The sequence below is a fragment of the Deltaproteobacteria bacterium genome, from assembly GCA_029860075.1.
In the GTDB taxonomy this organism is placed as follows: domain Bacteria; phylum Desulfobacterota; class JADFVX01; order JADFVX01; family JADFVX01; genus JAOUBX01.
On the sequence record JAOUBX010000097.1, the window covers coordinates 1 to 15,314 of the forward strand.

The 15,314-nt window shown below is 46.8% G+C and carries 15 protein-coding genes; 10 read left to right on the plus strand and 5 right to left on the minus strand.

What is annotated here, in order from left to right; all coding sequences use genetic code 11:
- Nucleotides 1–447 precede the first annotated feature (447 nt).
- The 6 genes from miaB to OEV42_19270 are packed head-to-tail and all read left to right on the plus strand — an operon-like array spanning nt 448 to nt 6,777.
- On the plus strand, nt 448–1,776 hold the full coding sequence (gene miaB / locus OEV42_19245; protein ID MDH3976405.1) for a tRNA (N6-isopentenyl adenosine(37)-C2)-methylthiotransferase MiaB: 1,329 nt from the start codon (nt 448–450) through the stop codon (nt 1,774–1,776).
- Nucleotides 1,777–1,798: 22 nt separating this feature from the next.
- Entirely contained in the window at nt 1,799–2,299 is a 501-nt protein-coding gene (locus OEV42_19250) for a bifunctional nuclease family protein (protein MDH3976406.1), read from the plus strand.
- A gap of 25 nt (nt 2,300–2,324) precedes the next feature.
- The gene (locus OEV42_19255) at nt 2,325–2,720 is read left to right on the plus strand and encodes a VanZ family protein (protein MDH3976407.1); all 396 of its coding nucleotides are present in this window, start codon (nt 2,325–2,327) and stop codon (nt 2,718–2,720) included.
- Nucleotides 2,717–4,591, plus strand: coding sequence for a response regulator (locus OEV42_19260; protein MDH3976408.1), 1,875 nt, complete (start codon nt 2,717–2,719; stop codon nt 4,589–4,591). Before OEV42_19255 ends, OEV42_19260 begins: the two co-directional genes overlap by 4 nt.
- A 6-nt stretch (nt 4,592–4,597) precedes the next feature.
- Nucleotides 4,598–6,103, plus strand: a complete 1,506-nt coding sequence (locus tag OEV42_19265) for a DUF4388 domain-containing protein (protein ID MDH3976409.1) — start codon at nt 4,598–4,600, stop codon at nt 6,101–6,103.
- A gap of 20 nt (nt 6,104–6,123) precedes the next feature.
- Complete coding sequence (locus OEV42_19270) at nt 6,124–6,777, plus strand: histidinol phosphate phosphatase domain-containing protein (protein ID MDH3976410.1); 654 nt, start codon at nt 6,124–6,126, stop codon at nt 6,775–6,777.
- A gap of 69 nt (nt 6,778–6,846) precedes the next feature.
- Here OEV42_19270 and cysN read toward each other — a convergent pair whose 3' ends face one another.
- Nucleotides 6,847–8,784 carry a sulfate adenylyltransferase subunit CysN gene (cysN, locus tag OEV42_19275; GenBank protein MDH3976411.1) on the minus strand — a complete coding sequence of 646 codons (1,938 nt, stop codon included), beginning with the start codon at nt 8,782–8,784 and terminating at the stop codon, nt 6,847–6,849.
- Nucleotides 8,784–9,710 (minus strand): sulfate adenylyltransferase subunit CysD, encoded by a 927-nt coding sequence (gene cysD, locus OEV42_19280; GenBank protein MDH3976412.1) that lies wholly within the window; start codon nt 9,708–9,710, stop codon nt 8,784–8,786. The genes cysN and cysD overlap by 1 nt, the downstream gene beginning before the upstream one ends.
- A 170-nt stretch (nt 9,711–9,880) precedes the next feature.
- Here cysD and tsaD point away from each other — a divergent pair, with 170 nt between their 5' ends.
- The 4 genes from tsaD to OEV42_19300 all read left to right on the plus strand — a co-directional run bounded on the left by tsaD (nt 9,881) and on the right by OEV42_19300 (nt 13,437).
- Nucleotides 9,881–10,879 (plus strand): tRNA (adenosine(37)-N6)-threonylcarbamoyltransferase complex transferase subunit TsaD, encoded by a 999-nt coding sequence (gene tsaD / locus OEV42_19285; protein ID MDH3976413.1) that lies wholly within the window; start codon nt 9,881–9,883, stop codon nt 10,877–10,879.
- Nucleotides 10,876–11,391 (plus strand): DUF2062 domain-containing protein, encoded by a 516-nt coding sequence (locus OEV42_19290; GenBank protein ID MDH3976414.1) that lies wholly within the window; start codon nt 10,876–10,878, stop codon nt 11,389–11,391. The genes tsaD and OEV42_19290 overlap by 4 nt, the downstream gene beginning before the upstream one ends.
- Nucleotides 11,318–12,205, plus strand: coding sequence for a 16S rRNA (adenine(1518)-N(6)/adenine(1519)-N(6))-dimethyltransferase RsmA (gene rsmA / locus OEV42_19295; protein MDH3976415.1), 888 nt, complete (start codon nt 11,318–11,320; stop codon nt 12,203–12,205). Before OEV42_19290 ends, rsmA begins: the two co-directional genes overlap by 74 nt.
- Nucleotides 12,206–12,360: 155 nt before the next feature.
- The gene (locus tag OEV42_19300) at nt 12,361–13,437 is read left to right on the plus strand and encodes a hypothetical protein (protein ID MDH3976416.1); all 1,077 of its coding nucleotides are present in this window, start codon (nt 12,361–12,363) and stop codon (nt 13,435–13,437) included.
- A gap of 69 nt (nt 13,438–13,506) precedes the next feature.
- Here OEV42_19300 and OEV42_19305 read toward each other — a convergent pair whose 3' ends face one another.
- From OEV42_19305 to OEV42_19315, 3 genes are read right to left on the minus strand one after another with little or no spacing between them, the layout of a single operon-like run.
- Nucleotides 13,507–13,830, minus strand: a complete 324-nt coding sequence (locus tag OEV42_19305; GenBank protein ID MDH3976417.1) for a hypothetical protein — start codon at nt 13,828–13,830, stop codon at nt 13,507–13,509.
- 55 nt (nt 13,831–13,885) lie between these two features.
- Nucleotides 13,886–14,380, minus strand: a complete 495-nt coding sequence (locus OEV42_19310; GenBank protein MDH3976418.1) for a GNAT family N-acetyltransferase — start codon at nt 14,378–14,380, stop codon at nt 13,886–13,888.
- Between the two features lie 14 nt (nt 14,381–14,394).
- Entirely contained in the window at nt 14,395–14,970 is a 576-nt protein-coding gene (locus OEV42_19315) for a tail fiber protein (protein ID MDH3976419.1), read from the minus strand.
- Nucleotides 14,971–15,314 lie beyond the last annotated feature (344 nt).

The window sequence follows — 15,314 nt, forward strand, 5'->3', positions numbered from 1 at the left end:
GCGTCAGGATTGAGAACGCTTCTTGCCAGGTACCTGAGGATAATGGAGGGAGAATGGTATTTCAGTTCCCGCAGTGAGTCTCATGATGACGATGATGAAGGAGAAGACCATGACCACCGGGAAGAAGAGAATGACGGCGATTGACGGTATATTCCCTTCCTAAAATCCCGCGGGGGCAACGCCATTTCGGTTCGATGCCGGCCTCCGGCGCAGATAGAATGAAAAAGGGCTGTAGTTTTATTCGCCGCAGCCCTTTTTTTGTCCCTGGCAGATGCAATTTTTATCCCGCCTCGGCCGGGCAGGGATAAAAAATAAATTATTCCCATTCATGTTCTGTCAACTTGCCGGGGGCGGTTGATTTTGATAAGGCATTTCATGAAACAATCTTCCCTCCCGATCTTGAATGCATCCTTGCAATTTACCCCCTTTTTACTTTAAAATCGCACTATGGAAAATGATAAAAAACTTTATTTAAAAACCTTCGGTTGTCAGATGAATGACGCCGATTCGAGCAAGATTAAAAGCCTGCTTGCCGATATGAATATCGGTTCTGTTAATGAAGCCGAAGATGCTGATATTATTCTTCTCAATACCTGCAGTATCCGCTGGAAGGCCGAGCATAAGGTTTACAGTGAACTGGGGCGTTTTAAAAAGATAAAAACCAGGCGTCCCCATGTTATTGTCGGTGTCGGCGGTTGTGTGGCCCAGCAGGAAAAGGATGAAATGTTCAGGCGGGCGCCTCATCTCGATATTGTTTTTGGCACGCATAATATACACAAGCTGCCTGACATGATCAAATCGGTTTATGAAAAGCGGGGGCAGGTGCTGGAGACGGAATTTTTCGATTCTCCCGAACCGCTTGTTTACCCGGCTCCCGAAGAAGGGGGTATTAAGGCTTACGTCAATATTATGCGGGGCTGCAATAATTTCTGCACCTACTGCATTGTTCCCTATGTGAGGGGGCGTGAAACGAGCAGGCCCTGGGGAGATATCAGGGATGAAGTGCTAAAGCTTGCTCAATTTGGAGTAAAAGAGATTACCCTTTTAGGTCAGAATGTCAATTCCTATGGCAATGGATCATCTGATGGCGTTGGTTTTTCCCAACTCATAAGGAAGGTGGCCGAAGTGGATGGAATAGAGCGGATACGCTTTGCAACATCTCATCCCAAGGACCTTTCAGATGATCTTATTAGCGCCTTTGCAGAGGTGGATAAACTTTGCAAGCATCTCCATCTCCCTGTCCAGTCCGGATCGGACAAGGTCTTATCAACAATGAAAAGGGTTTATACGGTGGGCAGCTATATGGAAAAGGTTAAAAAGCTGAAAACCCTTGTTCCCCACATAGCTATTTCGACGGATATTATCGTTGGTTTTCCCGGTGAAGGCAGAGAGGATTTTGAAAAGACGCTGGAACTAATGAATGTGATAAGGTATGATTCATCATTCTCCTTTAAATATTCGAAACGGCCGGGGACAGCGGCGGCCGATCTGAAGGATAATGTTCCCGAAAGTGAAAAGGAGATCAGGCTGGCCACCCTTCAGGCTTTGCAGAAAGAACACAGTATGGAAACCAACAGGGCACAGATTGGAAAGATCGAACCTGTTCTTGTGGAAGGGGCTAGCAAAAAAGGGGAAGCCATGGTGAGAGGTCGCACACCGGGTAACCGGGTCGTTAATTTCAGGGGGGGTGAAGATCTGTTTTCCAAAACAGTGCTTGTTCATATTACCGGCGCTTTTACCAACTCCCTGCAGGGTGAACTGAGCAGGCTTCACTGAATCTCTAATTAAGGTATAGCACATGAAATTTCTTGAAATGAGGGTTAGCGGGGTAATTGTAGATCCCTCAACATATATTCCCATGGTCATACTCAAGGATATGGAGGAGAAAAAAACGCTTCCTGTCTGGGTGGGTATCATGGAGGCTGCTGCCATACTGACGTCGCTTGAAAGCATAAAGTCTGATCGCCCCATGACCCATGACCTTGCCAAAAATATAATCTCGACGCTTGGCGCAGATGTCCAAAAGGTAGCCATTACGGATCTTTATGATAATGTCTTTTATGCGACACTCTATCTTTCAGATGCTAAAGGAGAGCTTATCGAGCTAGATGCAAGGCCGAGTGACGCTATTGCCATTGCCATGCGTTCTTTTGCTCCCATACTTGTAAATGAAAGTATTATAGATAAGGCCAGGGTAATTGATCTTTCTGCCGAGTCTATGAAAAGTAAGAGCAGCGCAGAACTGAGAAGTATTCTGGAAAACCTTTCTGCCGAAGATTTTGGAAAATACAAGATGTAGTTGCTGACTTAGCGAGGTATTCCAAGTGATCCACGAAAAAATCGTTAATTCACCCATAAACAGCAGAATCATCAAGTGGGCGGCTGTTTTATGCTATGCCTCCCTCATTTTTTACATGTCGTCACTGTCAGCCTCTCCCCATGCATTAGCTCCCTTTTTCATGTTTGATAAAGTGCTGCACTTTTTTGAATATGGAATTTTCGGTTTTTTGCTCTATTTTGCACTTGCCGGGGAACGATGGGAAGGAAAACCCCTTCTTCCGGCCTTTATGATAGGCTCCATATACGGTATTAGCGATGAGTTTCACCAGTATTTTGTTCCCACCAGAGAATGCGATGTTTTTGATTTCCTTGCTGATGCGGCAGGCAGTGGTTCGGGCGCTTTTTTCGCTTCTTTTATGAGCAGGGGGAGGGCGCATTGAGTAAGAAACGGCTTCTTGTCATTGATGACGAAAAATTCTTCAGGGAGCTTTATGAGGGTATTCTCGCTTCTGAAGACTTTACCGTTATTGCTGTTGAAGGCGGTCGGGAGGCATTGGAGCTTATCAGGGAGGAGAGCTTTGATGTGATCATTGCCGATATGGTTATGCCCGGTTGGGACGGTATCAGGACGATCAGGGAAATCAGAAAAGTATCTCCCGATCAGGACATTATAATTGTCACTCATGTCTCGGAAATTGAAGCGGCCGTCGAGGCCATGAAAAACGGCGCCAGTGATTATATCCTCAAGCCGATTAATCGTGAAGACCTCCTTTATGCCCTCAACAGGGTCGTTAAGCGGCAAAAGATCCTTGTAGAGCACTCCAGGCTTTTGCAGGAGAGTGTCGATCTCTTTGAAGTGCTTTCCATTTATAAAAAGTGCCTGAAAATTCTCTCTATTAATGATTTTACGGCCCTCATGAATTACGTAACGGAAGCAATGGCTGAAGAGACGGGTTCTAAAGAGGCCTATTTCTGGCTAAGCTATAGCGGCCTTGAAGCAGGATGGATTATCAAGGCATCTCTTGGCGGCAGTGATCAGAGGGCAGGAAAAAAGCTCCCGCTGCAAGATGAAGAATGGCAAAAAGGGGTCAGGGCAGGGGTGCCTTTTTTCCGTTCCCAGGGGAAAGTTAATTCCTTTTTTGTTCCCTTCCTGTTGCAGGACAGGGTCGTTGCCGTTGTCGAACTTTCATCAAAAAGGGGGGGGCAGAAGTATGATGACAGGGACTTTAAGTTTGCAGGTATTGTGGCTGAATTTTCCCAGCTTGCCCTTAATAATGCAAGGAAACTGACTTCTCTTGAGGACAGCTCACTTCTTGACAAAAATTTTGGTGTATACAGCTACAAATTCTTTCTCGAAACCTTTAACAAACAGATCTTTACGGCATCCAGGTACAGACGGCCCTTTTCTGTGGCGGTTATCAAAATAGACAACCTGGACGAGCTTAAGAAAAATTTTGCCGCAACCCAGGTAAAAAACAGCATAACCGGCATTATAGAAAAAATTTCCGATGCTATCAGGCATTCCGATATTCTGGCCGGCATTGGTGAGAGGGAATTTTATCTGCTTCTTCCGGAGACGGACTATTTTGGTTCAATCATGGCTGTAAAGCGAATGGAGGAAGCTATTGCAGGCGTAAAGTATGTGAGTGACGGTATCAGCAGTTCTTCAGTAGAGGTCCTTACCGTTTCCGCCTCTTTTCCGAGAGACGGCGTCCATATGGATACCCTCATGAACAGTGTCAATAAGAGAGCTGATGAATTGAGGAATAATCTTTTTCTAAAGCTTGATCTCGTCGATAAAAAATACTGGGAGGCTGTTGATACGCTTATTAATGGTAGTGAGACCCTTTCTCCCCTAATGGATACCTGCGGGGGGATTTGCAGCGCTGCTGCGCCTTACATTTACTCTGACATGGACGATACCTTTTATTTCCGGTTGAGGGACCTTTTTGTAAATGAAATTATTAGCAGGCCTTTTCTGCGGGGAGTGCTTTTTCTGGGGGCGGAGCAGATATCACCGAATGACGAGTTTTGCAAGAAGATTGGGCAGGCAGATAATCTTACCATGAGGATTTTCGTTATTGGCAAGCGGGGAAGTGAACAATGGAATATTCCCAATATTACTCCCGTTTACCTTAAGGAGGGAGAAGCCTTTTTTAACACCATTCTCTTTTTGAATGAAGAGGCCGGTTACGCCTATTATGGTCAAAAGAACTATAATAGCTATACTTCTTTTCATACGTCCGATTTATATACTGTTGAGAAGTTGATTTCAAAATTGCGTGATCATTACCTCTTGCAATGGATATAATACTTTATGGAAAATAATACCAAAAAAGTGCTTCTTGCAGAGCCTGACAGGGAAAGCGCAAAAGTACTCGGTCTGGCCCTGAAAGAGGGAGGGCTGGAAGTCCTCTACGCAAAAGATGGCCCCACAGCGCTTCAAAAGGCCCTCGAAGGGGGGCCTGACGTTATTGTCACGGAGATTGTCCTTCCGCTTCTTAATGCTGTCAAGATCTCGCAGATACTAAAGAGTAATCCCAGAGTGAAAGACGTGCCCATCGTTTTTTTAAGTTCAGGTGACATTAATCCTGTCTACCTCCCTTATTTTCGGAATGCCGTCATAAAAAAACCTTATAATCTCGAGGAGGTGCTGACCAGGATAAAGGCCTCTCTTAAAAAGTCGGAAACGGCCATGGATGTGCAGGATGAGGCCAGGGAGATAGAGGGCAATCTTGCCCAGATGTCTCTTGTCGACATTCTCCAGGTGTTCAGTATGAATAAGAAGAGCGGCGCCCTGGTGGTCAGGAGGGAAGAGACTTTTGAGGAGGGAATGGTATTTCTCAAAAATGGAGAGGTTATTAATGCAAATGCCGGTATTGCAAAGGGGGAAAAAGCGCTCTACAGGATGCTCGGCTGGAGTTCAGGCAAGTTCGAGTACATTCCCAAAAACTTTAATCCCGGTGAAAATATTACCAAGGCTATTGATTCTCTTCTCATGGAAGGTATGCGCCAGATTGACGAGTGGAAGCGTATGGCCGGTGAATTTCCAACGATGGATGCGACCATTACACTCAAGGTTGATTCCTCTCGCATTCCGAAAAATTTGAGGCCCATGACAAAAGAGGTTATCTCTCTTCTCTCTTATTACAAAAAGGTGGAAGATGTTATCAATAACAGCGTCTATTCCGACTATGATGTAATGATGACGATTAATACCCTCATATCGAAGGGCGTTATTGGTATTAGTGAAAGAGAGGGCGCCAGGGACAAAAAGGCCGAACCCCTGTTGACAGCGGAAGAGGCTTTTGCCATAAAGGAGTCCCTCTCTTCACCCTTCAGAGAAGGCTATAATATGGATATTGTAAAAATCCCCGTCTTTTGCAGTAATATGGACCATGCTGCGGCTCTGGCCGAGTCTCTTTCCCATATTGCGGGATTTAGCCTTGAAAAAGCATTTTTTACGGGGAATAATAAGTCTATGCCTGTTGGTGAACTTGGAAAAATCAGGGCAAGTGATAATATTACCCTTCTTTTTATCGTTTTCCCGACTAATTTGTCAGGCAGTCCGCTCTGGCCGCCTTTACTTGGAGACTCGGTGGGCGTTATTCTGCTGAGAGACGAAGCGCTTGACAGCGCTAATAAGGAGGTTGTGGCCATGCTTAAAGAATCGATGAAACTCACTTCCGTTCTTTTGAATATAAATTCCAAAAGGGCTGATTGGGGAGATAAAAAGCTTTACCAGATGAACATGGAAGATATGAGAGAAGAGGATGCGTCAAAGCAATTGCGCAAACTTCTTGACGCATTTCTGAATCTTTAAAACTTTGACAGGAGACAATCGTGGTCGATCTGCATACACATACTTTTTTCAGTGACGGCGAACTTGTTCCTTCGGAACTCGTCAGGCGGGCAGCCCATGCCGGATACAGGGCCATTGCCATTACCGATCATGGTGACTCGTCGAACCTTGGGATCATCATTCCCAATATCGTTAAGGTCTGTAACGATATTGGCGATGAGTGGGGCGTTACGCCTGTTCCCGGAATAGAACTGACCCATGTGCCACCCAGGCTCATTCCTTCCCTTGCCGATGAGGCAAGAAAGCTTGGCGCCAGGATTGTCGTTGTCCATGGTGAAACTATTACAGAGCCTGTGTGCAAAGGAACGAATTTGGCGGCCCTCAGGGCGAAAGTGGATATACTTTCACATCCCGGCCTTATTACGGAAGAAGAGGTTGTTCTTGCGCGGGAAAATAATGTCTGTCTCGAAATATCGGGGAGAAAGGGCCACTCCTTTGCCAATGGCCATGTCGTTAGTATGGCCAGAAAGGTTGGGGCAAAACTTGTTATCAATAGCGATGCGCACAGTCCCGGTGATTTATTGCCTCTCGATTTTGCCAAAAAGGTTGCCCTTGGAGCGGGAATGACGGAAGCGGAATTTGAAGCGGCGAGGAAGCATTCGCAGGCCTTGCTGGACCGTGCAAGGGCACAGTGAATGAGTACTGGAAACAGGAAAGGCCCCGTGAAGGGGCCTTTTTCTTTTCCTGGAAATAGATTTTCCAGGCTAGGTTTCAAGCAGTCTCATAATCCGGTCTACGCATTCATCGACTGAAAGCTTGTCTGTTTCGAGCACGAGGTCCGGTGATTCCGGTTCGTCATAAGGTGCCGAAATACCGGGGATGTCTTTTAGTTCACCCTTATCCGCCTTCTCATAATGACCTTTTCTGTCACGTTCCCGGCAAACTTCCAGCGGTGAAGAGAGATAAATTTCAAGGTATCTTTCTTCTCCGATCTCTTTTTTAACCTTTGCTCTTACATGGGCGCTGGCTGCGACGAAAGAAGCGATACATATAAGGCCCGAATCATTGAAAAGTTTAGCCACTTCCGCTGCTCTCCTCAGGTTTTCCGATCTCTCGTTAGCGCTGAAACCGAGGTCTTTGCTGATACCGAGACGCATGTTTTCTCCATCAAGAACGGTAGCGGCGCGTCCACCATCAAAGAGACGCCTTTCCAGGGCATAGGCAACAGAGGTTTTTCCTGAACCCGTCAGTCCTGTAAGAAGAATAGTTTTTGAACTGTGGCCGTAACGGCTGCTCCTTTCTTCAATGGATACGCGGCTGGTCTGACGTTCCAGGAACTCGGCCGGGGGACCTGTTTCCCAGAATGAAGCCCTCTCGTCAGGGCTTATCTGGCGGTCGATGATCATTCCTGCGGCGATGGTATTATTGGTAATTCTGTCAATGAGGATGAAGGCTCCTGTCGTTCTGTTTTTCCGGTAGGGATCAAAGGGAATTGCCCTGTCCAGTGACAGATGGCAGCGTCCTACTTCATTAAGTTTCAGTTCCTCAGCTTCTTCTCTTCCCAGTTCGTTAATATCGACTTTATAACGAAGGTCGGAAATGGCAGCGCCCACCAGGTTGGAGGTGTGTTTGATCAAATACTGCTCTCCCTGTTTCATGGGTTTTTCTGCCATCCATACCACCATTGCCTCAAAGTCGCGATCCACTCTGGGTCTGTTGCCGCTGCGTGAGAACAGGTCCCCGCGGCTCACATCAATTTCATCTTCAAGGGTAACGGTAATAGCGAGAGGAGGATAGGCTTCTTCCACCTTGCCTTCGTAGGTAATGATCTCCTTGACGCGGCTTTTCCGGCCTCCGGGGAGAGCAACCACTTCATCACCGGGCCGCAGGATGCCCGACGCCATGGTTCCCGCAAATCCTCTGAAATGGAGATCGGGCCTGTTGACGTATTGTACGGGAAGTCTGAGATCAATGAGGTTTCTGTCCGACCCTATGTGGACCGTTTCAAGATAGTTGAGCAGCGATCCTGACTTGTGCCAGCTCATGCTTTCCGTTGTGTCGACAACGTTATCTCCTTTCAGCGCCGAGATAGGAATGAAATGAATATCATCGATGTCGAGCTTGGCTGAAAAAGATTTGTAATCACGGCATATGCTGTTGAAAACTTCCTCGTCAAAATCAACGAGGTCCATTTTGTTGACGGCAACGACAATGTGCCTGATGCCGAGGAGGGCGCAGATGAAGCTGTGCCGCTTTGTTTGCGGAAGCACGCCGTAGCGGGCGTCAATGAGAATGATTGCAAGGTCACAGGTTGAAGCGCCTGTAGCCATATTTCTCGTATATTGTTCGTGGCCCGGTGTGTCGGCGATGATGAATTTCCGTTTTTCCGTAGAAAAGTAGCGGTAGGCAACATCAATGGTAATTCCCTGCTCGCGCTCCGCTGCAAGCCCGTCTACGAGGAGTGCAAGATCGAGTTCTTCACCGGCTGAGCCTTTTTTCTCACTGTCTTTTTTAATGGATGCGAGCTGGTCTTCATAGATAAGCTTTGTATCATGCAAAAGCCTTCCTATGAGGGTGCTTTTCCCGTCATCGACGGAACCGCAGGTGAGGAGGCGGAGAAGCTCCTTGTTTTCCTGTCGCTTTAAATAAGCAAGGATATCTTTTGCAATTAATTCCTGTTCGTTTATTCCTGTCGCACTCATTAAAAATATCCCTCTCTTTTCTTCTTCTCCATGGAAGCCGCTTCATCATGATCGATGACACGTCCCTGTCTTTCCGACTGTTTTGTGAGCAGCATTTCCTGAATGATCTCGGGAAGGGTTGCCGCTGTCGATTCTATTGCGCCGGAAAGAGGGTAGCAGCCCAGTGTTCTAAAACGTATCATTCTCATCTCCGGTTCTTCGCCGGGGAGGAGCCGGAATCGTTCATCGTCAACCATAATGATATTCCCGTCTCTTTCCACGACAGGCCTTTTTTTGGAAAAATAAAGAGGAACTATTTCAATATTTTCCATATAAATATACTGCCATACGTCGAGTTCCGTCCAGTTGGAGAGGGGGAAAACCCTGATCGATTCTCCCGTCTTGATTTTGCCGTTATAAATATTCCAGAGTTCGGGGCGCTGGTTTTTGGGGTCCCACTGATGCTTGTTGTCGCGGAAAGAGTAAATGCGCTCTTTGGCCCGTGATTTTTCCTCATCCCTTCTGGCGCCGCCGAAGGCAGCGTCGTATTTCCCCTCATTGAGGGCCTGACGGAGAGATTCCGTTTTCATGACGTTAGTATAGATACTGGAACCGTGGTCGAAGGGATTAATATTTTTTTCGGCGCCTTCTTTATTGATGTGAACTCTCAGGTCGAGGTTTTTCTCCTTGCAGAAACGGTCACGGAATTCAATCATATCCCTGAACTTCCATGTTGTGTCAACATGCAGCAGTGGAAAGGGTGGAGGCGCCGGATAAAAAGCCTTTAGGGCAAGATGAACAAGAACGGATGAATCCTTGCCGATAGAATAGAGCATAACCGGATTGTCGAATTCGGCCACCACCTCCCTGATTATATGGATGGATTCGGCTTCCAGCTGCTTTAAATGGGTCAGGTTGTATGAAGTCATTATTTTTTTGTCCCCGATTGATTTGCCGTTAAAAATACGTGTTTTTTTCTTCTCGAAAATGATATATTTTTCTATTTTAGAACGGAGTATATTAGTCTTTTTGCCCTGAAATGTCAAATACTTTAGCGCTTTGGTAAAGAACTAACCCCTGATATTTGTCCTGTAAATTCTGGTTTTGGAGCTTATATTTGAAGATACTTGGCATCGAATCATCCTGTGATGAAACGGCGGCTTCTGTTGTCAGTGACGGTTGTGAGATACTTTCCAATATCATCGTTTCCCAGATAAAAGACCATGCCCTTTATGGCGGGGTCGTTCCCGAGATTGCATCGAGAAAGCATATCGAGACCATCGTGCCTGTCATTGATGCCGCATTAAAGGAGGCGGGACTCACTCTCGATGCTATTGACGGCATAGCGGTAACAAAAGGCCCCGGCCTGGTGGGCTCCCTCCTTATTGGCCTGTCAACGGCCAAGGCCATGGCCTTTAGCAGAAATATTCCTCTTGTCGGTGTTAATCATATCGAAGGACACCTGATGGCAATCATGCTGGAAAAGAAGGTTGACTTTCCTTATATCGGTCTTATTGTTTCCGGGGGGCATACCTCTCTCTACCTGGTGAAAGCGGTGGGGGTCTATGAAGTGCTTGGCAGAACCATCGATGATGCAGCAGGGGAAGCCCTTGACAAGGTGGCCAAGGTGATGGGCCTTGGTTATCCCGGCGGTGTGGCCATTGACAAACTTTCAAAAAAGGGGGATCCCCGTGCCATTGCTTTTCCAAGAGGCCTCCTCGACAGGGACAACCTTGATTTCAGCTTCAGCGGCATGAAAACGGCGGCGTCACAGTTCATAAAAAAGCAACCGGCAGACGTCCTGCCCCGTATAATTAATGACCTTGCGGCAAGTTTCCAGGAAGCGGTTGTCGATGTGCTTACCAAAAAAAGCATTAAGGCCGCCAGAGAACATAATGTAAAGAGTCTCGTCATATCGGGCGGTGTGGCCTGCAACAGCAGGCTAAGAGAGGTGATGCGGCAAGAGTGCGTTCATATGGGAGGGACTGCTTATTTTCCTTCACCCCTTCTTTGTACCGATAATGCCGCCATGATTGCCGCTCTCGGTTATCACTACCTTAAAAGGGGTGACAGGGCCGGTCTCGGCATGAATGCTGTGGCGAGGTGGGAAATATGAAATTCAAAGGCTCCCCCATCTACCGCTCCGGGCGATATCTTTATCTTAGCTTTATAAGACTTCGGGGAAGCGCTGAAGAGGTGGCCAGGGGGATGGCTCTCGGTGTTTTTATCGGCATGACGCCCACCATGGGCATACAAATGCCTATTGCTCTTTTCTTTGCCATGATACTGAGGGAAAACAAGATTGCCGCCCTCATAGGTGTCTGGATCAGCAATCCCATGACCGTTATCCCTATTTATACCTTTAATTTTAAAATGGGCAAGTATCTTCTCGGAACCCCCGACCTTAAGATGCCCGATTTTTCATCGCTGGAAGATATATTTCAACTCGGTTACGATCTTCTCATGCCTCTCACCATGGGGAGTCTTGTTGTCGGTGTCGTTGCGGCAGCCGTTGCCTATGTGGCGACGCTGTATATTTATTCTGCCGTCAAGTATGAAAAAGATAAAATTAAAAGAAAAAGAGAGGAAAAAGCCCATATCACTCACGAAGAAGAAAAGAGAGACTGATAGCGCTGACCCGAGACCGAAGAAAAGGTTTGGACAGAATTTTTTAACTGATACCGGTTATGCCGCAAAGATCGTTGAACTTGCTTCCATTACCCCGGAAGATACGATTGTTGAGATCGGTCCCGGCAGGGGAGCGATTACGAGATTGCTGGCCGAAACAGGGTGCCGGGTAATTGCCCTTGAAGTTGACAGGGATTTGTTCTCAAAGCTGCGGGAGATTTTCAGTTCCAGTGATAATGTTGAGATCATAGGGGCAGATGCCCTTAAGTTTGATTTCAGTACGCTGGAATCAAAGAGCGGGGGCAGGTTGAAGATCGTTGCCAACCTGCCCTATAATGTAGCCACAGCGATTCTTTTCAGGCTCTTTGAATACAGACATCTTATTGGAAAAATGGTGCTTATGTTTCAACTCGAAGTGGCAAAGCGGATTGTTGCTCTTCCCGGCGGCAGGGATTATGGCGCTCTTTCAATCTTTCCGCAACTCTACAGCCATGTTTCCCTTGCTTTTAAACTTCCTCCCGGCGCCTTCTTCCCTGCGCCCAAGGTATTTTCCGCCGTCCTTCTTTTTGAAATCACGGAAAGTCCGAGATATGACGTTAAAGACCTTAACATGCTGGAGAGGCTGATAAAAGCCGCCTTTTCCCAGAGAAGAAAGAAACTGTCAAATTCGGTAAAGGGCCTGCTGCCAAAAGACGCAGATGCCGGGGCATTATTTGCCGGGGCAGGCATTGATGCGTCAAAAAGACCGGAAGAACTGACAATAGAGGCCTTTTGCCGCCTGAGCAATGCCCTGCAAATGGACGGTATAGCGTAAATATAAATTAAGCGGCCTTCCTGTGCAGGCGCCTGCCCTAAACCGTATTTCTCGCCAACTCTCCACCCGGGCAGATAAAAAGTGGACATTTCAGCTTATTTTTATTATCTTCTCTCTTTCTCCGTATAATACAGTTTATATCATAAGAGGATAGAGTGTACCTGAGAAGAGATGCAGAAGAAATAAAAGAGAAACTTTCCTCGTTGACAACCACACTTCTCGATGAAGGGTCTTCAGCAAAGGAGCTTGTTAAGGCAGGTCACGACATGTTCGACCTCCTGGCGCCGCTAACCGGTCTCGAGGACAGATCCATCGATCCTTCTATTAACGTCTATACCATACTGGAAAGCGGAATGGCTATATCGCCACGGAATGCCGGACGTTGCGCTCGCGAAGCGCGCAGGACGGCAATGTTTCTGCGGGGTATAGAAAAGGCAATTAAAGACTTAAGGGTAAAGTTCCCGGGCCGTAAAATTAACATACTCTATGCCGGTTGCGGTCCATTTGCCCTGCTTGCGCTTCCCCTTATGTCCCGCCTTGCGCCGGGCAGTGTCAGTTTTGCCCTCCTCGAGATACACCGTCGTTCACTTGATTCAGCCGAAAAAATTATCAAAGGTCTCGGTTTCGGTGGATTCATTAGAGAGTACGTCCAGTGTGACGCCGCAACATACAGCTATTCCGGTGAGGAGCCTCTTCACATGGTCATAACCGAAACGATGCAGGAGTCACTGCAAAAAGAAACCCATACGGCCATCACCCTCAACCTTGCTCCCCAACTCTGTAAAGGGGGTATACTCATACCTGAAAGGATAACCGTTGACGTCTGCCTTGCCGACAGGACAAAGGAGCGCCCCATTTACAAGCAAGGCTCGGAGATATTGAAAAATGATACCTCTGACATGGGGCGGTTAAGGCTCGGCCGATTGATAGATTTTACGGCTAAAAGTGCTGTCTCTTTGAGCGCTAATATTATGACCGACGAATCAGGCAGAAATCACTTTCCACCGGTAGAGGTAAATATCCCCGCTAATGCCGACACCGCTCTTGATAAGCTAATGCTGATTACTAATGTAGGGGTTTACCGGGGATTCGCATTGGAAGATTACGACTCGACCATCACAAATCCTGTGTATCTGGATAACCTGGGCAGGCCTCAAAATGGCAGCATTATATCTTTTAAATATATGTTGGGTAGAAAACCCGGCTTTGAGAGGAAGATAGGACGGTTCTGATGATCCGGCAACAAGCTTGTATTAGGGTAAATTACATGCCGCCCAATGGACGGCATGTGAAAATACGGGCTAATTAAATACAGCCTCGTAATAAATATTATCATTGTCCGGCCCTATTACGGGCACAAGGAATATTTCCATAGCCTCTGCCTTCCCTTTTTCATGTTCAACCTTGAATACCCCCTGAACCGGATTTACCTTATCTCTGGGGCATTTAAAAAGAAGCGAAAAAGGTTTTCTCTTGGCCAGACCCTTTACATCACCGGGCTGCGGTCTGTCCGACTCAGATATTTCGACCAGTTCGACAGCCACGGGATTTAAAGGTTCGAAGCATATGAGGAAGGTATCTCCTTTTAATTTTTCGAAATTGGCCTTGCTTAACTTGTCCAGCATAAATTCTCCTCCTACAGTCTAATCTCTTGCATAGTCCCCAATAAAAGCTGACCTTTTATGGTTTCCATACCATAAGCTGGTAAACACCGTTAACTTTCTCTCCCTGCGCTTCAAATCCCAGCCTGTGATAGAGGTTTTTTGCGGGATTGTTTTCCTCCACATGAATGGAAAGAGACTTTTCTGAATCCGCCGCTTGGGTCTGAAGCTCTCTGATTAATAAAGACCCCATTCCCCGCCCTCTGAAAGGGGGGAGTATGGCAATATCCATTATCCTTATATCCTCTTTCCCTTCGTGAAGATAGAGGCGGCCCGTATCCAGACCGCCTTCCGATATAATCATGAACCTTGCGCCGGGATAATTCTTTCGGTAATGGACGTCCTGCAGATTAAATTGTGAATTAATGAAATCTTTCTTTTCCTTATCTTTGAAAAGAGGATTTTCCATAACATCAGGGCGAGTCCCGGCAAATACCTCTTTAAGGAACTTGACGTCTTCCACCCCGGCCGGACGCAAGTTTATTTCAGATGAACTTTGATTTCTCTTTTTCATTTCAGCCGAGAACTTTAGTTACGCGAAGGATATAGGCCATCCAGGGCGATACAGTAATTCAATGCAAGGTAAGGTTGCCTGTTTTCATGCATCTGGCTGCCTCCGGCTTCTCCTACGGCTATAGTACCATCCACTTCCCCCGCCTTTAGGGTGGTATCAGGCGTATCGCTATAAAGGTTTTCCGGTGTTCTTTCAGTGCCAACCGTATATTCAGCCGGAGCGTTTCCTCCCGGGCTCGATACGTTTGCTGCACCGCTTTTGGCGGGTGTATGGGACTTTAGGTCCGGAGTTGCCGTATGGGTATGCACAGGCATCTGTGCCTGTTGAAGCTGAACTGTTTCCAGCCCCCCCCTATACGCCAGGGGGTAGTGAGACAAGCCGGGACCCTGACCAAAACTGATCGGTACGCGGCCCCTTAAGTCGGGTACTCCGAAGGTTGATCTTCCGTCACCCCCGTAATAAGTGCCGAGAAGGGAATAAAGCGCACTGTACTGACCGATGGACAACAACTGCCCCGAGCAATAGGCCCATCCCCGGGGATTGAAACTAAAGCCGAATATCCTTATTTCACCTAAAAATGGTTCTGCCATGATTTCATTTCTCCTTTTTTATTTATGTTTATTTGACGTTTATTTCCTCTTCCTTATTGTAAGGCCCACCTCCTTTCACCTTATGGACTGCCTCAATATCACAACACATTGCTGCTTCCAGAACAAAACTAATCATAAATAAATAGCAAAAACAAGAAAAAATTAACTATGTTAATTTTAGCACAACAAACAGCAGAGCAATATATGTCGCATCTTGACAGGTTGTCCGAGAACTCCCCATGTTTAACCCAAAGGGAAGTAATAACCGGTACGTAATGCGCTCAATCTTGACCGTCATTATGCTATAATAAAGCCTATGAAACAACCTCTAACCGCACGTCAGC